Source organism: Sphaerisporangium melleum (assembly GCF_014646695.1).
Classification (GTDB): domain Bacteria; phylum Actinomycetota; class Actinomycetes; order Streptosporangiales; family Streptosporangiaceae; genus Sphaerisporangium; species Sphaerisporangium melleum.
Window position 1 is genome coordinate 140,220 of the sequence record NZ_BMNT01000017.1, and the last position, 20,556, is coordinate 160,775.

Below are 20,556 nucleotides of genomic sequence, written 5' to 3' on the forward strand. Positions count from 1 at the left end.
CCGTAGGTGAAATATCTTCGTCTTCCTCCGCATATGTACGGAAAATATACATGCAGTGCGCCAAGCAGCGGGAAACCCGTGCGCCACGGGCTCGAAGGGCGCCCGAGGCGCGAAGGCGATCACCGGCGCGTCCGGTAGCAGATCGTTCAACGACCGATTGCAAGTGCGTGTCGGCGGCCGTCCGAGCCTTGTCCGGCGCCGGATGCACTGCGACGCTGGGAGCACCACGGCGGCTCGCTAACAGGAGGCGGAAATGCCCCGCCTGCACCACCTCGTCGCGGGGCTGAGCGCCCTTGGATCACTGGTCCTCACCCTCCACCCGCATCCGAGCGGCTCGACCGACCGCGTCACCCCTGGAACGGTCCGCGTCGAGGCCACGACCCACGTGACCATCAACCTGCTGGACGACCGGGGCGTCATCCAGCAGGTGGTGCGCGAATACGACACACCGGCCGGCACCGGGAGCGGGTTCACCGTCTCCCCCGACGGTGTCGTGGTGACCGCCACCGGCGTCGTGCGGCCGGCCAAGGACCCGGCCGTCTACGCCGCCAACCGCGTCTTCGCCGAGCACTTCAAGGTCAAGGTCCCGGCGGACTTCTCCCGGCACAAGCTGAAGAACCCCGAGCTGAACGCCCGGCTCCAGGCGTGCTATCCGCCGCGCAACTCCCACTGCATCGTCACCACGAACCTGAAGATCACGGTGTTCCCCTACGCCGACCCGCCGGTCTCCGAGGGGTACCCGGCCGACCTGCTGCACAGCGGTGGCTCGCCCGGATCGCCCGCCGTGCTCAAGCTGGCCAAGGGCGGCGAGGACGGCACGCTGCCGACCGTGCCGCTCGGCACCACGCTGGGCAGCGGCATCGAGTCGGTGGACACCGCCGGCCTGCCCAGCCGGCCGAGCGCGAAGAACCCGCCCGTGCTGCAGACCGCCCACCTCGACCCGCCGGGCGGCCGCACCTTCAAGCCCGCCGAACGGGACAAGCTGGCCGCGTTCCTCAAGGCCGACGGCGAGGGGGCGGCGGTGATCGACGACACCAAGAGCGAGGTCGTCGGCCTGCTCACCGGCAGCGGCGGCGCGGCGACGCTGACTCCGGTGGACGACATCAGGTCCGCGCTGGTCGCCGCCGACGTGACCGCGCGCCGCGGGCCGGTCGACGTGGTGTACGAGACCGCGCTCGCCCCGTTCCACAACAAGTCCTACGCGGGCGCGATCCCCGTGCTGGAGCAGGTGCTCAGGCTCCGTCCCGACCACGTGGTCGCCCAGGACCATCTGCGCACCGCCCGCGCCGCCCGCGGCGGGGCCGGCACCGTCTCGCCCGGCCCGTCCACGACACCACCGGCCGTCACGGGTTCGTCCGCGGGTTCGGCGTCCCGGCTGCTGCTGCCGGTCTCGGCCGGGGTGGTCGCGCTGGCCGCCATGGTCGCGGTGGCGGTGCCGCTCATGCTGCGCCGCCGCAGGCGGGTCGCCGCCGTGACTCCGGGGGGCCTCACCGATCCCCACGGCCCGCGGGAGTTCGCGCAGCTCGCGGAGCACGCGGAGCTCGGCGAGTTCGCGGAGCCGGGCGGGTTCCGCGAACCGCTCCCGGCCGGCTCGCCCGGCACGGGCGGGTTCCCGGCGACGTCCGGTCACTCCGGTGCGGACGGCGCGTACGGATACGGCGGCCCGGTGGGCGCCGCCGGGGCGTCCTTCCCGGGAGGCTCTGGGGATTCCGGCGGCTCATCCGGCTCGCCGGGCGCCGCGCAGCCGGCCGGTTCCGCCCCGGGCGCGGCCGGCGTCCCCTCCCCCGGTGGCGCGTCCTGGCCGCCCCAGGGAACGCAGGCCATGGAGCCGCCGTACCCGGCCGAGCGGGCCGGCGACCCGTCCCCGCCGGCCGGCGTCCCGGTGCCGGCGCCCGGCGGCACGCAGGCGCGCTTCTGCACCCAGTGCGGCATGCGCCTGGGCAAGGCGCACCGGTTCTGCGGCTTCTGCGGGAACCCGGTGGAGCAATGAGCGGGCAGGTCCCGATGCCGCCGCTTGTCGGCGCCCAGGTCGGCGACTACCTCGTCGAGGCGGTCGTCGGCCAGGGCGGCATGGCCACGGTCTACCGCGCCCGCGACCAGCGCCTCGGCCGCGCGGTCGCGCTCAAGGTGCTGGCCCCGCAACTTGCCGCCGACCAGCGGTTCCGCGACCGGTTCGTCCGCGAGTCGCGGCTGGTCGCTGCGGTCGACCACCCCAACATCATCCCGATCTACGAGGCGGGCGAGAACGGCGAACTGCTGTTCATCGCCATGCGGTACGTCGAGGGCGCCGATCTGCGCAAACTCATCCAGGGCAGCGGCCCGCTGCCGGTGGCCCGCGCCTACCGGCTGTTCACCCAGATCGCCTCGGCGCTGGACGCCGCCCACCAGCAGGGCCTGGTGCACCGGGACGTGAAGCCGGCCAACATCCTGATCGCCGACGGGTCCGACCGCGACCCCGAGCACGTCTACCTCACCGACTTCGGGCTGACCAAGAGCACCTTCTCCGAGGCCGGGCTGACCAGCCACGGCCACTTCATGGGCACCCCGCGCTACGTGGCGCCCGAGCAGATCCGCGGGCTCACCGTGGACGGCCGCAGCGACCTGTACGCGTTCGCCTGCGTGGTGTACGAGACGCTGGCCGGGCTGCCGCCGTTCCAGCGGGACACCGAGCTGGCGCTGCTGTACGCGCACGTCTCGCACGACCCGCCGCCGCTCACCCCCTACCGGCCCGATCTGCCGCACCCGGTGAACCAGGTGATGACGCGGGCCCTGGCCAAGTCACCGGGCGAGCGGTACGCCACCTGCCGGGAGTTCGTCACCGCGCTGCGGGACGCGATCAGTGACGACGACCAGACCAGGGGTGCGGCACGGACGGGGCCGGCGGGGCAGGCCTCCACCGGCACCGTCCCCACCCCGGCGGGGCACCCCTCGCACCCGAGCCACCCCGGCCACCCGGACCGGACCGAGCGGACCACGGCCCTGCGTTCGCCGGGCACCTCGCAGCCGCCCGGCCCCGTTCCTGTGATGGCGGACGGCTCGCTGACCCGGCCCGGGACCGCCGCCGCCCGGCCCACCCGCCGGCGGCGATGGCCGGTGGGCGTCCTGGCGGGCGCCGCGGCCGTACTGGTCGCGGTGGCGGTCGCGGCCACCCTGCTCGTCGACCGCGGGGTCACGCCCGTGGGCGACAAGCGCTACCCCGGCAGCGCGGCGGTGCCGCTGTCGTTCGAGTACCCCGGCCACTGGGAGGCGCGCGCCCACGCCGACGAGTACGTGATCGTCTCGCCGGCGGCGGCGGAGTTCGACGCGCTGTTCTCGGTGCCCATCGCCTCGGACTGGACGGCGGTCAACGCCCTGGCCGGCACCAGGCCCGAACGGGCGATGGGGCTGTTCGCCGAGCTCAACGACACCATCACCACCTCCGACCCGCCCGAGACGCTGAAGCGGAGCCTGAGCTTCGTCCTGCCCGGCCCCGCCGACTTCGCCTCCGCCCTGACCACGGCCACCGTCGCCGGCCACCCCGCCTTCCGGCTGACCGGCGTGGTCAACGACCCCGCCCAGCAAGGACGCCTGGACCTGATCGCCTACATCATCGGCCGGGGCCAGGGCCGGCCCGTGGGCCTGATCGCCTTCTTCTGCCCGCCCGGCGGATGCGACCAGCCCACCATCGACCGCATCCTCACCACCCTCCAGCTCACCTCCTGACCCGGCCGGGGCGACGGTCGGGGGCGTTCTGTACGCTTCCGGCGCCCGGGCGGAACGCCGGCGTCCGGGACGGAAGGGACCCCGCCCTCCGCCCCACGGCGTAGGGAGATCGCATGCCGGCGCTGAGCCATCGGCACGAGGACGGCGAGCACCTGGCCTCGCTGCTGTGGGAGTTCGGCCCCGGCTGGCGGGCGATCTCCTCGGCCATGCTGGGGGGCGGGATCGGCCCGGTCGAATGGGTGCTCAACGCCCAGGTCGTGGCCGGCTACTCCCGGATGGACCCGGTCGCGCACCTGCTGGAGCTCGCGCCGCCCGGCCTTGGAGTGGGCATGCTCACCGCGGCCTCGGTGCGCCATCACACCCGCGCTCACGACGGTGGCGTGGACGCCGTCGCCACCGTGGGCCTGCGCGTTCCCACCTGGGCCGCCAGCCCTGAGGGCGTCCGCGACCGCGAGCTCCGTGAGCTCCGTGAGCTCCGTGAGACGTTCCCGGCCCCGGGGACCATCAACATCATCGTGGCCGTCCCGGTGGCGATGAGCGACGCGGCCCTGGTCAACGCGGTGATGACGGTGACCGAGGCCAAGGCCCAAGCCCTCGCGGAGGCCGGATACGCCTGCACGGGGACCGCCTCGGACGCCGTCTGCGTCGCCGCGCGCGCCGACGGGCCGGAAGAGCTGTTCGGCGGCCCCCGCTCCACCTGGGGTGCACGCATGGCCCGTGCCGTGCACCGCGCCGTTCTCGACGGCGCCCACGCCTGGACCGCCCTCCACCTCGCCCCCGCCTCGCCGTCCCTCGCGCGGGACGAGCAGGCGGAGGAGGCCGGCTGATCAGGGAGTGGCAGGGCGGACGAGGTTGACGAGGGGGCGGCCGTCCTCGCCGGGGGCGACGCGGACGTGGGCGCCGAAGGTGCCGGTCAGCAGCGGCTCGGTGAGCACCTCGGTGGCCGGGCCGGAGGCGACCTGGCGCCCCTGCGCCATCAGCAGCACCGTGTCGGCGTACTGCCCGGCCAGGCTGAGGTCGTGCACCGTCGTGACGATGGTCAGCCCGTCGGCCAGCCGCAGCCGGTCGACCAGTTCCAGCACCTGCTGCTGGTGACCGAGGTCGAGGGCGGTGGTGGGCTCGTCGAGCAGCAGTACGGGGGCCTGCTGCACCAGCGCCCGGGCGAGCACGACCCGCTGGCGCTCGCCGCCGGAGAGCCGGCCGAGCGGGCGCGCGGCGAGCGCGGACAGGTGGAGCCGTTCGAGCACCGAGGCGGTCACCTCACGGTCGCGCCGGCCGTCCCTGCCGAGGTAGCCGATGTAGGGCGTGCGGCCGAGCAGGGCGTACTCGGCGACGGTCAGCCCCGGTGGCAGCAGCGGGTTCTGCGGGGCGTAGGCCATCAGCCTGGCCCGCCGGCGCGGTTTGAGCGCGCGCACCGGCACGCCGTCCACCGAGACCTCCCCGCGCGCCTCCAGCAGGCCCATCATGACGCGCAGCAGGGTGGACTTGCCCGCGCCGTTCGGCCCGATGACGGCCAGCCACTCGCCGTCCCGCACCGACAGCCCGACGTCGCTGAGCACCTGCCGTCCGCCGAGCGTCGCCGACAGCCCTCGCGCCTCCAGCGCGCTCACGTCTCCACCGCCCTGGTGGCCCGCAGCACGCCGATGAAGAACGGGGCGCCGATGAAGGCGGTGACCACGCCGATGGGCAGCTCCGCCGGGGCGAGCGCCGTGCGGGCGACCAGGTCGGCGAGCACCAGGAACGCCGCCCCGGCCAGCAGCGAGACCGGCAGCACCACGCGGTAGGACCCTCCGGCGAGGCGGCGGACGACGTGCGGCACGACGATGCCGACGAAGCCGATCAGCCCGCTCACCGCCACGGCCGAGGCCGTGGCCAGTGAGGCCGCGCACAGCACGACCAGGCGGACACGGGCGGCGTTCACTCCGAGGCTGACCGCCTCGTCGTCGCCCACCGACAGCACGTCCAGCAGCCGGCCGTGCGCGATCATGACGACGGAGGACACCACGGCGTACGGGGCGATCAGCCAGACCTGGGACCAGTCGCCGGCGATGCCGCCGAGGATCCAGACGTAGATCCGCTGGAGCTGCTCGTAGTTCATCTGCTGGACGAACGCCTGCAGCGCCGACAGGAAGGAGGACACCGCCACCCCGGCCAGCACCAGGGTCGCGGTGCCGCCGCCGCGGGCGGTGCTGGTGCCGAGCGCGTACGCCAGCAGCACCCCGCCGACGGCGCCGGCGAACGCGGCGATCGGCACCATGCCGACGGCCGACGGCACCAGGGCGATCACGAGGGTGGCGGTCAGCCCCGCCCCGGCGGCGGCGCCGAGCAGGTACGGGTCGGCGAGGGGGTTGCGGAACACGCCCTGGTATCCGGCGCCGGCCAACGCCAGCAGCCCGCCGACGACCGCGGCGAGCACGACGCGGGGCATGCGGAGCTGGAGGAGCAGCCCGCGCTCGACCGGGGAGAGCCCCGAGTCCAGGGTGACGAACGGGAGCCTGCCGAGCAGTTCCAGGACGACGCCCCTGACCGGGAGACCCGCCGCGCCCACCAGCAGCCCGGCCAGCGCGCACACCGCGAACACGGTGAGCGCGAGGGCCAGCACGCCCGGGCGCAGCCGCGCCACCGGCATCGCACCGGACGCGACGGCGGTCTCCGGCGCCCCCGCGACCACGGCCGGCCCACCGGGCTCCCCCGCGTCCGTGGCGGTTCGCGGATCGGGGACGACGCGGCCGGTGCCGTCCGGTGGCCCGGCCGTGATCTCCTCCGGCCCGGATGGCGCGCAGGGCGCTGCCGGGACGGCGGGCCGCCGTCCCGGGCCGGGGTCTGATCTGCTGCCGCTCATGGTCGCGGGGGTGTTCCAGGTGCTCGGGTGCTGTCGGATGTGCTCGGGTGCCGCGGGCCGTTCCCCGGGTTCCTCGGGTTCGTACCGGGCGGGACGGATCAGGCGGCCGCCTTACGGACGGCGGCGTCGACGATCTCGGCGAAGTCGACGACGCGCGGGCCCCAGCGCGAGGCGATGTCGTCGTCGACCGGGAACACCTGGTCCTTCTTGATCGCCGACAGCCCGCCCCAGCCGGGCCGCTTGGCCAGGGTCTGCTTCGACTGGCCGCAGCACTTGGTGTCGGCCAGGAAGATCAGGTCGGGGTCGGCCTCGGCGACGAACTCGGTGGACAGCTTGGGGTAGCCGCCCGCCGCGTCCGGTGCCTTGTCGGCGATGTTGGTGAGCCCGAACATCCCGTAGATCTGCCCGATGAACGTGCCGGAGGTCACCGAGAACGGGGTGTTGTCCAGCTCGTGGAAGTAGGTGAGCTTCTTGTCCTTGGGCGCGGCGGCGGCGAGCTGCTGGATGCGGCTCTGCATGTCCGCGACGACCTGCCCGGCCTTGGCGGTGTTGCCGGTCGCGGCGCCGAGGTCGCTGATCTCGTCGTAGCTCTCCTCCAGCTTGGTCGCGGCCGGTTCGAGCAGCACCGGGATGCCGACCTTGGTCAGCGCGGCCACCACGCCGCCGGTGTCGTTGGCCAGCACCACCAGGTCGGGCTTCCTGTCGATGATCGACTCGGCGTTCGGCTTGTAGCCCGACAGGTCGCTCTTGGGCGCCTCGGCCGGGTGGTCGGACTGGTCGTCGACCGCGACGACCTGCGGGCCGGCGCCGATGGCGAACAGGGTCTCGGTCGCGGTGGGCGAGATCGAGACGATGCGCGAGGGTTTGGCGGGGATGGTGACCGCGCCGTTGCCGGCCTGGACGGTGACCGGGAAACCGGCGGCCTGCGCCGAGGCGGCGGGGGTGGCGGGGGCGGTCGCGCTGGTGCCTGCGGTGTCGTCGGACTGGCCGCATCCGGCCAGCGTCAGCGCACCCAGCAACGCGCCCGCGACGGCCGTGCGTACGGGCCTCACGAGGGGTTCCTCCTGTTGCCGGGAAATCGAGAGACCCGCGAAGTGACGGATCACCCTTTTCCACGAGGGTTGATGGCGTCGGCGCGGCGGGCAGGCGACCTGGCTCGGGCCTTTCAGGCCTCACAGTTGCGGGACAGCGCCGGAATCACACCGGACTTCGCTGCGCGCCACGCGTCAGGGGAACGGTACCAACCCACGTCCCGCCGGGGAACGCGCGGGTGGCGAGGACCGCGGCCAGGGCGCCGCGATGCGGCGCCCCTGGCGACGGGCCCGGTCGCACTTGCTGGTGGCCGGGGCCGATGCGAGGGCCGGGCGAACCGGGTTCCGTGTGCCCCGGGACCGGTACGACGCCGGGCACGGGCGCGCGGGTGGCCGGGTGCGGCCGGCCGATGGGCGGCCCCCTCAGCGGAGCTGGGCCTCGGCGGCGGCGATGATCTCCTGGAGGCGCAGGCCGTGCTGTGCGTCCAGCGGGTGGCCGCCGCCCCGGCGCACGGTCGCGGCGAACTCGGCGACCATGTCGGGGAAGACGTCGTAGCCGAGATCGCCGCCGTCGAGCGTCTCGGTGCCCTGGCGGCCGAAGACGGCGACCTGCGAGGAGCCGTGCTCGACCCGGGCCGCCATGGACAGGGACGCCTCGCTGACCGCGCCGGTCTCGTGCTCCAGCAGCAGGCCGACCCAGCCCAGGCTGTCGCCGTGCGCCCGCACCCCGGTGATCCGGCCCAGGGACGCGTCCAGCATGTCGATCATGTGCGGGCCGACGTCCAGGATGGCGCCGCGCTCCTGCCGCCAGGGCGAGTCGATGGTGTACAGCGCGCCGGAGACGTTCATGGCGTAGCCGCCGAACGGCTCGATGGCGCGCACCCGCCGCAGGAACGCCTTGGTGGCGGCCGAGTAGCGGAAGGTGAGGACCATCTGCGAGGCGACGCCGGCCTCGCCGACCGCCTGGGCCAGGCGCTTGGCCGCGTCCAGGTCGGCGGCCAGCGGCTTCTCCAGCAGCAGCGCCTTGCCGGCGCGGGCGGCCAGGACGCCGAGCTCGGCCTGGACGGCGGGCGGTACGCAGAAGGCGACCGCCTCGCAGACCTCGAACAGCTCCTCGATGCGCTCGTACACCGGGACGCCGAGCCGTGCGGCGGCCCGCGGCCGGCGCGCCCAGACCCCGGCCAGCCGCGTGTGCGGTCCCGCGGCGAGGGTGGGCGCGTGGACGGCCTCCGCCCACGGTCCCGCTCCGATCAGGCCCACCGACACCGGCCGTTCGGCGCTCAGATCCACGGCGCTCAGCTCCCCGAGATACGCAGGCGGTCATTCCCGCCGGCGGTGCGCGAACCCGCCCGCCGGCGATCGTCGCGAGACTAGCCCAAGCGCGGGCGACGCCGCAGGCGTCCGGCGAGGCCGCCCCCGGCCGTTCCGTCTCGCCGGCCATCCGGCGGCGCGAACCTCATCCGGCGGCCGGTGCCCGTGCCCGTGCTCGTGCTCGTGCTCGTGCGATTCCGCGGAGCGCCGGCCACGTCCGGGCGGACCGGAACGCCGCGGCAAAGGAGACCGGAACGCCGCCTGGATCAGGCCGTTCGCTAGAAAAGCGCAGCTTGCCCCGACTATGGCGCTATTCACGGGCTTCTTCCGATATGTGGCCACTTCGTGACACGTGCCGGAGTTTATTGACATCACGTCTTGCTGAGAGTCAGTTGATCGTGATACTTCATTGATCCATTGGCCACTTTGCCGCGAGAGTAGCCCCTTGTCTCGTTCGCGGCAGTTGTGGCTTTGGCGGCGTTATCGAGGGTAACGAAGCCGCCCGCGCCGAGTTCAGAGAGGTACCCCCTGATGTCCCGGATGTTGGCGACGTTCGTCCGAGATCCCGCGAACGGCCTCGCCGAACTGGGCACGCGAGCACACGGAGGGGTCGTCCGCCTCAAGCTCGGCCCGTTCCGCCCCTACCTGGTCACCCACCCCGACCACGTGCAGCAGGTCCTGCGTGGCAACTGGGCGAACTACCGGCGCGAGGGCATGTTCTGGAACCCGCTCAAGCGCATGCTCGGCGACGGCATCCTCGGCGACGGCCCGGTGTGGGAGACCAGCCGGGCGATCCTGCAGTCGCTGTTCACCGCCCCGTACGTCGCCTCGCTGGCCGGGGTGATCGCCTCGACCATCGACGCGCGCGTCGCCGAGCTGGACGGCCTCGCGCGGACCGGCGCGCCCATCGACGCCGCCCGCGAGATGGCGGCGATCGTCAACCAGAGCGTCGTGCGGGTGCTGTTCGGCGACCGGGTCTCCCGGCGGGACAGCGAGCGGCTCATCTCCGCCTACCACACGGCCGATGCCGCGGTCACGGTCCGGCTGCTGATGCCCTTCATGCCGTACCGGCTGCCCCTGCCCGGCGACCGCGCCTTCATGAACGCGGTGGCCGCCATCGACGACGTGGTCTTCCCGGTCATCCGCCAGGCCAAGGCCGAGGGACCGGGCCACGGCGAGGTGGACGTCGTCTCCGCGCTCTGCCACGGCGCGGGCGGCCCGCCCCGGGACGAGCGGTGGATCCGCGACGACCTGGTGAGCGTGTACGCCGCCGCCTCGGAGACCACCGCGACCACCCTCACCTGGCTGTGGCCGCTGCTGGACGCCCACCCGGAGGTGGCGGCCCGCCTGTACGCGGAGATCGACGAGGTGGTCGGCGAGGGGCCACCCCTGCCGTCCCACGTCCCCGAGCTTCGCTACACCAAAATGGTGCTGCAGGAGGTCATGCGCCTGTACCCGGCGGGCTGGCTGTTCCCGCGCATGGCCACCGAGTCCGAGCAGATCGGCGGGACGCGCGTCAAGGCCGGCTCGATGGTCCTGATCAGCCCGTACGCCACCCATCGGCTGGAGGGGTTCTGGGACCGGCCGCTGGTGTTCGACCCCGAGCGGTTCGCCCCCGACGCGCCGCGCCGCCGGCACCGGTACGTCTACTTCCCCTTCGGCGGCGGCCCGCACCAGTGCCTCGGCCAGCACCTGTTCTACATGGACGCGCCGCTGATCGTGGCCGCCCTCCTCAGCCGGTTCCGTCCGGTGTCGGTCGGCGGCGGACCGTTCACCCCGGCACGCACCGCCCTGCTGCGCCCCCGGGGGCGGGTCATCCTGCGCCTGCGCCCGGCCCGCACCACCCTGCGGAGCCCCAGGTGAGCGCCCCCGCCCTGCCGTCGTCCTCCGGCGCGGAGCGCGTGTGGCCGGCGGCGGTGGACGCCGGGGCGATCTGCGCGGTGGCCGGCCGCTCACAGCGGGAGATGCAGGAGTGGATGGCCGGCTACCCCGGGCTGTTCGCCGCCCGGCCGTTCGACGCCGCGCTGTCCAGCACCCTGTCCCTGGCCATGGCCTTCAGCGGGCCGTGGCTGGACGCGGCGGGCCTGCGGATGGCGAACAAGGTGTGCCTGTGGGCGTTCGGGCTCGACTGGCTGGTGGACTACGTCGCCTCCTCCGCACCGGAGGTCGCGGAGATCGCGGGCCGGTGCCTGGCCGTGGCCGCGGGCGACCCGCCGCTCGCGGGTGACGACCTGACCGTCTTCCTCGGCGAGATCAGGGACGAGCTGGCGGCGTCGCCCTCGTTCCCCCTGCTCGGCCCGGTGTGGCGCGAGGAGCTCGAGCTCATGCTGGAGGGGATGTCCCGCGAGCGCGAGTGGCGCGACTCCGGGGTGACACCCTCGCTGGAGGAGTATCTCGGCAACGCCGCCAACCTCGGCTTCTCCTTCGCGTTCGCCGCCCACCTCATCCACGTCGGCGGGGTCACCGACGCCGCGGACGTGGAGCCGGTGCGGCGGGCGAGCCACGCGGTGCAGCGGGTGATCCGCCTGCTGAACGACCTCGGCACCTACGAGCGGGACCTGGCCTGGGGCGACCTCAACGCCCTGCTGCTCGGCGTCACCCGCGAGGAGGTGGACCGGCAGGTCGCCTCGCTGGCCGCCCGGAGCCGGAGCCTGATCGAGCCGCTGCGCGGGTCGCATCCGCACATCGCCGGATACCTGGAGCGCCAGATGGACTTCTGTGCCGGTTTCTACCGCCTGGCCGACTACTGGGGCGCCTTGTGATCATCGGCCCGGCCGGACAGGAGGCCGTCGAGCCGGCGAAGGTCGCCGGCCGCACCGAAACCGCCCCGGCCGTCGCGGAGCACGAGCCGGCGGAGAACGCGGCGCCGGCGGCGAGTCGCGGCACCGCTTCGGTCGTGGGGATCAGGGGGTGGGCCACGGGCCTGTCCGGCATCACGCGACCGGGCAGCCGCGTCGCCGGGATCACCGAGCCCGCCGAGCCGATCGCGGCGATCGCCGGCCGGATGGCCGCCGACGTCGCCGGGGCGGCACGCGAGCTGCTGGCGGGCCTGGTCACCCGGCCGCAGGGACAGCCTTCCCCCTCGGTCTACGAGACCGGACGGCTGGTCGCGCTGGCCCCCTGGCTGCCCGGCCACCGCGAGCGCCTGGTGTATCTGATGACGACCCGGCGGCCGGACGGCCTGTGGGGGCCGCACGAGGACTACGCCCTGGTCCCGACGCTGAGCGCCACCGAGGCGCTGCTGGCGGAACTCGTCCGGTGCGTCCGCGGCGCGGCGGGCGCACCGGATCCCTCCCGCGATCCCCGCCTGACCTGGGACGCCGTGGCCGAGAGCGCGTGGCGCGGGCTCCTCGGCCTGCGTGCCCTGCTCGGCCCGCTCGCCGGGCCGGGCGATGCCCGGCGGCGGCTGCCCGACCTGCCGGCCATCGAGCTCATCGTCCCGGCGCTGGTCGAGTCGGCGAACCGGTCCCTGCGCGAGCTGGCCGAGCTGGATGAGGCCTGGCCGGCCGGGGCGGGCATCACGGACAAGGGCGGGACGGCGCGCGCGGGATGGGCACCGCTACCGCTGCCGGCGGGCATGGACACCCGCCGGCTGGAGGCGATCCGGTCGGCGGTGCGGGCCGGCGCGCCGCTCCCCGAGAAGCTGCTGCACGCCCTGGAGATCGCAGGCGAGACGGCGTTCCAGGCGTCCGGCGTCCGCCTCACCCCCGCCGGATCGGTCGGCGCCTCCCCCGCGGCCACCGCCGCCTGGCTCGGCGAGCTGGGCGCGGTCGATCCGGGGCACCCTGCGCAGCGCTACCTGCGGGCGGCGGCCGAGCCGTACGGCGGGCCGGTGCCCTGCGCGGCGCCCATCGCGGCGTTCGAGCGGGGCTGGGTGGTGAGCTGGCTGCTGCGGGCGGGCGTGCCGGTGACCGTCCCGGGCGAGCTGACGGCGAGCCTGCGCGACGGCCTCGGTCCCATCGGCATGCCGGCCGGGCCGGGTCTGCCCGCCGACAGCGACACCACGTCGGTCGCGCTGTACGCGCTCGCGCTGCTGGGTGAGCCGTGCGACCCCGGCAGCCTGCTCACCTACCGCGCGGGGGCGCACTTCTGCACCTGGCAGGGCGAGGACGGCGCGTCGACCACGGTGAACGCGCACGTGCTCGACGCCTTCGGCGAGTACGTGGCGGCGTGCCCGCAGGCCGCACCCCGCTACCGCGAGGCCATGGCACAGGTAGCGGGCTGGCTGCGCGAGCGGCAGGCCCCGGACGGGAGCTGGTCGGACCGCTGGCACGCGTCGCCGTACTACGCCACGATGTCGTGCGCGCTGGCGCTGCACTGCTTCGGCGGCGCCGAGTCGCGCCCGGCGGTATGGCGGGCCGTGCGCTGGGCGCTGTCCACGCAGCGGCCGGACGGCTCGTGGGGCCTGTGGCACGGGACGGCCGAGGAGACCGCGTACGCGATGCACCTGATGCTGCTCACCGAAGGCCCCGAGCCCACCGGCCCGCCCTCCCCCGGCGAGCGCGTGCCGCGCCGGGCGACGAGGCGGACGGCGGCCGCGCGCGGGTACGCGTACCTGCTCGGCGCGAACCGGCTCCGCGCGCGGGACACGGTGAGCGCACGGGACACGGGCACCTCGCCGGACATGCCGAACGTGCGGGATAGGCCCGGACGCACGGACCTGCCGGCCGATCCGCCGATGTGGCACGACAAGGATCTGTACCTGCCCGTCGCGATCGTCCGGGCGGCCGTCCTGGCGGCCCTGCACCTCGCTCAGCGTGACGGTGCGGTGGCAGCCGAGCAGGATGCCGTGCCACAAAACGCGAGCCCCCATCAGCCCTGAACCTTCGAACCGGGACATTTTTCCGTATATGACTCTTGTTGGTCGTCCTGACATTTCCTACCGTGCTAGGGTTTCTCGTGCGTTGCGCTTGAATACCGTCCTACCACGTGATACGGCACCATATAAGGACATAGCGCCAGAAATAGCGTTATCCGCCGTGCACCGTGAGGTGGGTTCCTGACTTTCGCCAGGGATGGAGTTATGCACTTCCGAAACCCGCGTGTACGGGCCAAGGTCACGGCGCTGATCGTGTCACTCATCGCCCTTTGGGCATTCGCCTCGTGGGTCACGCTGCGCGAAGGGCTCAACGTCCTGTGGGTGAACACCCTGGACACGGGCGTCGCCCAGCCGAGCGAACGGCTGCGGGTCGAGCTCCAGCGCGAGCGGCGGCTCACCGTCACCTTCCTCGCCGACCCCGCCGACACCCGGCTGCGCACCGTCATGACCACGCAGCGGGCCAGGACCGAGACCGCGATCACCGACTTCCGCGAGAAGACCACCTCCTCGGAGGTGCGGGGCGCGGCGAGCGACCCGCTCACCCGCCGCATCAACGAGACGATCCGGCAGTTGCAGACCCTCGGCCCGCTGCGCAGGCAGGTCGACAACGGCCAGGTGGACCGCACGCGGGCCACCCTGGCCATCACCCAGGTCATCGACACCCTGTACCGCGTCTACGACTCGATGGCCACACTGGACGACACCGAGTTCGCCAAGGACACCCGCACCTTCATCGAGCTCGGCCGCGCCAACGAACTGCTGGCGCAGGAGGACGCCCTCGCCGCGGGCGCGCTCGCGGCGGGCGGCCTCACCGGCACCGACCAGAGCCTGTTCGCCCAGGCCGTCGGCGCGCAGCGGTTCTTCATGGCCAAGGCCGCGGCCGAGCTACCGGCGGACGAGCACGCCGCCTGGGAGAAGCTGTGGCGCGGCCAGGCGTTCACCGCGCTGCGCCGCATGGAGGACCAGCTCATCCGCTCCGGCGCCCCCGAGGTCAACTCGATCGACGGCGAGCGGTGGCAGGCGGTGACCTCCGCGGTCTACTCCGACGTCGACCGGCTCATCGAGTCGGGCGGCGACACGCTGGTCGAGCGGGCCGCCCCGATCGCGATCGGGGTCATCGTCCGCCTCGCGCTCGCCGGCGGCCTCGGCCTGCTCGCGGTCATCGCCTCGATCGTCCTGTCCATCACCACCGCCCGCGCTCTGGTGCGGCGGCTGGAGGAGCTGCGCGCCGCCGCGCTGGAGCTGGCCGAGCGACGGCTGCCCAGTGTGGTCGAGCGCCTCGGCCGCGGCGACGAGGTGAACGTGGCGGCCGAGGCGCCGCCGCTCGCCGTGGGCAACGATGCCATCGGGCAGGTCGGCCAGGCGTTCAACCTCGTGCAGGAGACCGCGATCCACACCGCGGTGGAGCAGGCCGAGCTGCGGCGCGGCTACCGGGGCATCCTGCTCAGCCTGGCCCGCCGTACCCAGTCGCTGGTCCACCGGCAGCTGTCCATCCTCGACGCCATGGAGAAGCGCGAGACCGAGCCGGCCGAGCTGGCCGACCTGTTCCGCGTCGACCACCTGGCCACCCGGATGCGGCGCAACGCCGAGAACCTCATCGTGCTGTCCGGCGCCTCCCCCGGCCGCGCCTGGCGGCGCGCCGTGCCGATGGTGGACGTGGTCCGCGGCGCGCTGGCCGAGGTGGAGGACTACACCCAGGTCACGCTGATGCCCATGGGCGAGGCGCGGCTCGCCGGCCGGGCGATCGGCGACGTGATCCACCTGCTGGCCGAGCTCATCGAGAACGCCGTCTCCTTCTCGCCGCCCTACGCCTTGGTGCAGGTCAGCGGGCAGGAGGTCGCCAAGGGCTACGTCGTGGAGATCGAGGACCGCGGCCTCGGCATGCCCTCCGAGGAACTGGCCGCGGCCAACGAGCGGATCGCCGATCCGCCCGAGTTCAGGCTGAGCGGCACGCCCCGCCTCGGCCTGTACGTGGTCAGCCGCCTGGCCGCGCGGCACCACATCAAGGTGACGCTCAAGGCGTCCGCGTACGGCGGCACGACCGTCGTCGTCCTGATCCCGCGCGACCTGATCGAGTCCGACTCCGACGCCGAGCCCGCGTCCGGCGGCCCGGAGGTCCTGCCCCGGCGGGTGTCCAGGGGCGGCCCTCCCGAGCCCCGGCGGAGCGGGCTGCGTTCGACGGGGGAGGTTCCCGTGTACGCCGACGAGCCCAAGGAGGTCGATGAGGCCATGGAGGCCCGCCCCCTGCTGACGGTGGCACCGCCCTGGAAGGAGACGCCCGCCGGTCAGGCGGGCCCGCTGCCCGCGCCCGTGCCGAGCCTGACCACCGGCGAACCCGGCGCCGGCGCGTCCGCCCCTGACATCACGGGCGAGCGCGCCGGTGACGCGGCCGGGCAGGAGAGCGGAGACGAGCACGCCACCGCGCCCGCGTTCACGCCCTCGGGGCTGCCCCGGCGCGTCGCCCAGGCGCACCTGGCCCCCGCGCTGCGCGACCAGCCGTCAACGCCGCCCCAGGCGGAGGCGGCCGAGGACGACGAGCTGTCGCCGGAGGACCTGCGTCGGCTCATGGGCTCCTTCCAGAGCGGCACCGAGCGCGGGCGGTCGGACGCCGCCAAGCTGCCGCGCCGCCCGCCGCGCGGAGACGAGCCCCCCGTCCCATCCTCATGACCCCCGCCGTACCCGCCCACGGCGAGCGCCTCGTGCGCATCGGATGAACCCGTGCGGTCACCGGGCGGACCGCCCCCGCCCCGCCCGGTGACCGCCGGAGACGAAGAGAGACGACGTTTGTGAACTGTGAGCCGGTAAAGAGGACAGCAAGTGATGCATAGGACGAGTGCCACCGCCGATCTGGCCTGGTTGCTGGACGACCTGGTCGAGCGGGTGAGGGAAGCCGAACACGGGATCGTTCTCTCCACCGACGGGCTGCTCCTGGCCTCGTCGCACGGGCTCGACCAGGCGGACGCCGACCACCTGTCCGCGGTGGCGGCCGGGATCCAGAGCCTGGCCCAGGGGGCGAGCGAGCGGTTCCACGGCGGCGCCGTACGGCAGACGATCGTCGCGATGAAGTCGGCCTACCTGGTGGTGACGGTGGCCGGCCAGGGCGCCTGCCTGGCCGTGCTGTGTTCCCATGACGCCGACGTGGGCCTGGTGGCCTACGAGATGGCGATGCTGGTGACCCGGGTCGGCCAGTTCCTCACCTCCCCCGCCCGCACGGCGGGCGCCGCGTCCGGACGGGAGGGCGGCACATGACGCACCTTTCCGACGACCCCTCCGAGGAGCAGTGGATCGACGACGAGGCCGGCCGTATCGTCCGCCCGTACGTCATGACCCGCGGGCGCACCGAGCCGAGCCGCGGCAGGATCGACCTGATCACCCTCGTCGTGACCCTCAACCCGGCGACGCCGGTCGACCCCGGCCTCGGCCCGGAGCACCACACCATCGTCAGGCTGTGCGAGCGGCCGCTGTCCGTGGCCGAGATCGCCGCTCACCTGGACCTGCCGGCCGGCACCGTCCGCGTCATGCTGGGCGACCTGGTCGACAGAGGGCTCATCGCCATCCAGGAGCCCGCGCGCGAGACGGACGTTCTGGACTTGGAAACCTACAAGGCGGTGCTCAATGGACTCCGTACGCTCTGACAGCGGCCCGGCCGCCCGCGCGAACGGCGCGGCCCGGACCAAGCTGCCCACCGCGATCAAGATCCTGATCGCGGGCGGGTTCGGGGCGGGCAAGACGACCATGGTCGGCTCGGTGTCGGAGACGCGCCCGCTGCGCACCGAGGAGACGCTCACCGACCGCGGCGTCGGCGTGGACGATCTGTCGGGGGTGGAGGAGAAGAAGACCACCACCGTCGCGATGGACTTCGGGCGCATCTCCATCGGCGACGCCCACGTGCTGTACCTGTTCGGCACGCCCGGGCAGGAGCGGTTCTGGTTCGTGTGGGACGAGCTGGCGCTGGGCGCGATGGGCGCCGTGGTGATCGCCGACACCCGCCGCCTGGCCGACTGCTTCCCCTCGGTGGACTACTTCGAGCGGCGCGGCACGCCGTTCGTCGTCGCGGTCAACTGCTTCGAGGGCGCCCGCCGCTACGACCTGGACGAGATCAGGATGGCGCTCGACCTCGGGCCCGCCATCCCGGTGGTGCTGTGCGACGCCCGGCAGCGGGAGTCGAGCAAGAACGTGCTGGTCGCCCTGGTCCAGCACGCCATGCAGACCCGCAGCACCAAAGAGCCGATCGCCGGCTGACCCGCGCGCGCCGCTCGGCGGGTCGGGCGTGACGAGGGCGGAGCCGGGGTAGGGACGGCGGGACATCGTCCCACATCGTCCCGTCGTTCTCCGGAGTTCCACCATGCACATCGACCTCACCGGCCACACCGCCCTCGTCACCGGTTCCACCTCGGGCATCGGCCGGGCCATCGCGACCGCGCTCGCCCGGGCGGGCGCCGGCGTCGTGGTCAACGGCCGGGACGGCAAGCGCACCGAGGAGGCCGCCGCCGCCATCCGCGAGGAGACCGGCAACCCCGGCGTGCGCGGCGTGGCCGCCGACGTCGCCACCCAGGAGGGCGCGGACGCCATCGTCGCCGCCGAGCCCGAGGTCGACATCCTGGTCAACAACACGGGCGTCTTCGGCCCGATGCCGGTGTTCGAGGTCCCCGACGCCGAGTGGCGGCGCTACTTCGAGGTGAACGTGCTCAGCGGCGTGCGCATGGCACGGGCGTACGTGCCGCGCATGGTGGACAAGGGCTGGGGCCGCGTGATCTTCATCAGCAGCGACTCGGCGATGCTGCCGCCCACCGAGATGGTGCACTACGGCATAACCAAGACGGCCCAGCTCGCCGTCTCCCGCGGCATGGCGCAGTCGGTCGCCGGCACCGGGGTCACGATCAACTCCGTCCTCGCCGGGCCCACCCTCACCGAGGGCGTGCGGCAGTTCATCGGCGAACTGTACGGCGAGGACGTCCCGTTCGAGGAGGCCGAGCGCCGGTTCATGGCCGAGGACCGCCCCACCTCGCTCCTGCGCCGGCTGATCCGCCCCGAGGAGATCGCGAACCTGGTCGTCTACGTCAGCTCCGACCACGCCTCGGCCACCACCGGCGCCGCCCTCCGGTCCGACGGCGGCCTCATCCCCACCCTCATCCCCTGACCTGGCGCACGGCCTTCCCACCCATCCCCGGCGACAGCCCGGGAGCCGGGTCATCGGCCGGGCATGGTCGATGACCTCGTCGTTCACCCGATCCGCACTTCCCTCCCCGGCCTGCGGAACCGGCCATACCGTCAGCGAGGATGGAAGGTGCTGGAAGGGGGACCGCCATGACCACCTTTACCCTGTCACAGACCATCCGGCGCATCGATGTGACGCTGCCGCAGCCGTACGAGCGCGCCGTCCAGCGCTTCGAGGAACTCGTTCCCGACGCCGACCTCGCGAGCTATGGACGGCTCGACTACTGGCCGGCCATCCTGCAGCACGCCAAGGTCAACGCGCCGCACGGCTTCATGAACTACTGGAAGAGCGATATGGCGGCCCTGATGGCTCCCGCCTCGCGGACCCCGTGGAAGTGCAGCACGTACCTGACCGGCAACCACACCATCGCCGAGCGCATGTTCCGCCATGACCCGGCGGTCATGCTGCACGCCCCGCTGCGCATCGTCATCTACGCCGGCACCGACGACGTCACCCATCTGACGGTCGTGCAGCCGAGCACCCTCTTCGCCGGCTACGGCGACCCGGACATCACCGAGATCGGCCGAGAACTGGACACCCTCCTGGCCCGCCTGCTCACTACCCTCGGCGCCCAGTCACCCCCGGAACTCCAACCCTGACCACCGCCACGAAAATCTGACGCACCGCCGACTCGGTGATCCCCGCTCAACCTCGCCGATCCGTGCACCCGGCATGCGTCCCACTGCCTCCAATCAGGCGCCCCAGGTTCCTTGGGATTCTCGGCGACTGAGATCGAGCTGATCAGGAGGTGTTTCCTATCTTAAGGATCTTGTTGGCGTTGGCCAGCCATGAGGTGAAGATGCGGGCGCTTTCCAGGATCTGGGCGCGCTGCTCGGTCAGGAACCGCTCCTGGTACGCCTTGCGCACGGTCTTGTAGACGCCCACGAGGTTGACGCTCTTCTGGCAGGTGGCGTCGATCGCGGCCACCCGCTTCTCCTCCGCCGTTGCCGGAATCTTCGCCTCCCGGGGCCATCCGAGCCGTGCGAGCACCGGATCCGGATAGGTCAGGCCGTTCACCGCCACGCACCGCTTCCAGTCGTCGATGGTCTTGCGGACCCTGCTGTCGGTGCGCGCGCGAGATTGCGACTCGGCGGCCAGGAATCGCGGATCGGCCGGCAGCTTCCCGTGCTCGCCGCGGACCTTCCGCTCCCCCTCGCCCAGGCATCCCCCGGAGAGTTGCGGGTCGGCGGGCTGCTCGTCCGGCGCGCCCCGGTAGGCCAGTTGCTCCGCCTCGGTCAGCGGGCGTCTCTGCGAATCCCCCGGGAAACCGGACGGCACCGGATCGGGGTCGGGACGCGAGTACCCCGACTCGGCGGCCTGTGCGGGATCGAGATACGGGAAGAGATCGAACTCGACGTCCTTGCCGCCACGCCGGATGCGCGACATGTCCGGTGCCCGCCACGAGGTGTGGCCGAGGTCGTGCATGCACGAGGTCGCGACGACGGCCACGGCCGCTCCGACCGTGGCGATGTCGACCATTGACGCGAGGTACGGATCCAGCGGCATCGCGACCGGCCTGCCGTCGGTCACCACCATGACCTCCCCGATCACCGGCTCCGGGACCGCGGACTGGGCGCCACCGCCGACGTGGAAGACCCACCCCCACGCCCCATCGCCCCCATCTCCGGGTCCA

Annotated in this window: 17 protein-coding genes and 1 riboswitch; of the genes, 12 read left to right on the plus strand and 5 right to left on the minus strand. The window is 73.3% G+C overall.

Annotation, left to right across the window (positions count from 1 at the left end):
• The first annotated feature begins 253 nt into the window (after positions 1-253).
• The 3 genes from IEY93_RS16875 to IEY93_RS16885 all read left to right on the plus strand — a co-directional run bounded on the left by IEY93_RS16875 (position 254) and on the right by IEY93_RS16885 (position 4,529).
• Positions 254-1,990, plus strand: coding sequence for a zinc ribbon domain-containing protein (locus IEY93_RS16875; RefSeq protein WP_189164014.1), 1,737 nt, complete (start codon positions 254-256; stop codon positions 1,988-1,990).
• Positions 1,987-3,702: a serine/threonine-protein kinase gene (locus IEY93_RS16880; RefSeq protein WP_189164015.1), complete on the plus strand. Its 1,716-nt coding sequence runs from the start codon at positions 1,987-1,989 to the stop codon at positions 3,700-3,702. Before IEY93_RS16875 ends, IEY93_RS16880 begins: the two co-directional genes overlap by 4 nt.
• 113 nt (positions 3,703-3,815) lie before the next feature.
• Positions 3,816-4,529, plus strand: coding sequence for an adenosylcobinamide amidohydrolase (locus IEY93_RS16885; protein WP_189164016.1), 714 nt, complete (start codon positions 3,816-3,818; stop codon positions 4,527-4,529).
• On the opposite strand, the gene IEY93_RS16890 is transcribed toward IEY93_RS16885, so the two are convergent.
• The 4 genes from IEY93_RS16890 to IEY93_RS16905 form a co-directional block, all read right to left on the minus strand.
• Positions 4,530-5,312 carry an ABC transporter ATP-binding protein gene (locus IEY93_RS16890; protein WP_189164017.1) on the minus strand — a complete coding sequence of 261 codons (783 nt, stop codon included), beginning with the start codon at positions 5,310-5,312 and terminating at the stop codon, positions 4,530-4,532.
• Positions 5,309-6,331, minus strand: a complete 1,023-nt coding sequence (locus IEY93_RS16895) for a FecCD family ABC transporter permease (protein ID WP_189164060.1) — start codon at positions 6,329-6,331, stop codon at positions 5,309-5,311. Before IEY93_RS16895 ends, IEY93_RS16890 begins: the two co-directional genes overlap by 4 nt.
• 311 nt (positions 6,332-6,642) lie before the next feature.
• Positions 6,643-7,596, minus strand: a complete 954-nt coding sequence (locus IEY93_RS16900) for an ABC transporter substrate-binding protein (protein ID WP_189164018.1) — start codon at positions 7,594-7,596, stop codon at positions 6,643-6,645.
• A 45-nt stretch (positions 7,597-7,641) separates the two neighbouring features.
• Positions 7,642-7,782: riboswitch (adenosylcobalamin (AdoCbl) riboswitch) on the minus strand.
• Positions 7,783-7,998: 216 nt separating this feature from the next.
• On the minus strand, positions 7,999-8,865 hold the full coding sequence (locus tag IEY93_RS16905; protein WP_229691209.1) for a Gfo/Idh/MocA family protein: 867 nt from the start codon (positions 8,863-8,865) through the stop codon (positions 7,999-8,001).
• Between the two features lie 552 nt (positions 8,866-9,417).
• Here IEY93_RS16905 and IEY93_RS16910 point away from each other — a divergent pair.
• The 9 genes from IEY93_RS16910 (at position 9,418) to IEY93_RS16950 (ending at position 19,522) form a co-directional block, all read left to right on the plus strand.
• Positions 9,418-10,749, plus strand: a complete 1,332-nt coding sequence (locus IEY93_RS16910) for a cytochrome P450 (RefSeq protein WP_189164019.1) — start codon at positions 9,418-9,420, stop codon at positions 10,747-10,749.
• The gene (locus tag IEY93_RS16915; RefSeq protein WP_229691210.1) at positions 10,746-11,648 is read left to right on the plus strand and encodes a terpene synthase family protein; all 903 of its coding nucleotides are present in this window, start codon (positions 10,746-10,748) and stop codon (positions 11,646-11,648) included. The genes IEY93_RS16910 and IEY93_RS16915 overlap by 4 nt, the downstream gene beginning before the upstream one ends.
• Entirely contained in the window at positions 11,645-13,708 is a 2,064-nt protein-coding gene (locus IEY93_RS16920) for a prenyltransferase/squalene oxidase repeat-containing protein (RefSeq protein WP_229691211.1), read from the plus strand. The genes IEY93_RS16915 and IEY93_RS16920 overlap by 4 nt, the downstream gene beginning before the upstream one ends.
• Positions 13,709-13,909: 201 nt before the next feature.
• The gene (locus tag IEY93_RS16925; RefSeq protein WP_189164020.1) at positions 13,910-16,372 is read left to right on the plus strand and encodes a sensor histidine kinase; all 2,463 of its coding nucleotides are present in this window, start codon (positions 13,910-13,912) and stop codon (positions 16,370-16,372) included.
• A gap of 153 nt (positions 16,373-16,525) precedes the next feature.
• On the plus strand, positions 16,526-16,954 hold the full coding sequence (locus tag IEY93_RS16930; RefSeq protein ID WP_203967862.1) for a roadblock/LC7 domain-containing protein: 429 nt from the start codon (positions 16,526-16,528) through the stop codon (positions 16,952-16,954).
• The gene (locus IEY93_RS16935) at positions 16,951-17,340 is read left to right on the plus strand and encodes a DUF742 domain-containing protein (RefSeq protein WP_189164022.1); all 390 of its coding nucleotides are present in this window, start codon (positions 16,951-16,953) and stop codon (positions 17,338-17,340) included. The genes IEY93_RS16930 and IEY93_RS16935 overlap by 4 nt, the downstream gene beginning before the upstream one ends.
• Positions 17,321-17,947 carry a GTP-binding protein gene (locus IEY93_RS16940; RefSeq protein WP_189164023.1) on the plus strand — a complete coding sequence of 209 codons (627 nt, stop codon included), beginning with the start codon at positions 17,321-17,323 and terminating at the stop codon, positions 17,945-17,947. Before IEY93_RS16935 ends, IEY93_RS16940 begins: the two co-directional genes overlap by 20 nt.
• A 103-nt stretch (positions 17,948-18,050) precedes the next feature.
• Positions 18,051-18,845 carry an SDR family NAD(P)-dependent oxidoreductase gene (locus IEY93_RS16945; protein ID WP_189164024.1) on the plus strand — a complete coding sequence of 265 codons (795 nt, stop codon included), beginning with the start codon at positions 18,051-18,053 and terminating at the stop codon, positions 18,843-18,845.
• Positions 18,846-19,012: 167 nt separating this feature from the next.
• Positions 19,013-19,522 (plus strand): DUF302 domain-containing protein, encoded by a 510-nt coding sequence (locus tag IEY93_RS16950; protein ID WP_189164025.1) that lies wholly within the window; start codon positions 19,013-19,015, stop codon positions 19,520-19,522.
• A gap of 142 nt (positions 19,523-19,664) precedes the next feature.
• Here IEY93_RS16950 and IEY93_RS16955 read toward each other — a convergent pair whose 3' ends face one another.
• Positions 19,665-20,459, minus strand: coding sequence for a hypothetical protein (locus IEY93_RS16955; protein WP_189164026.1), 795 nt, complete (start codon positions 20,457-20,459; stop codon positions 19,665-19,667).
• Positions 20,460-20,556 lie beyond the last annotated feature (97 nt).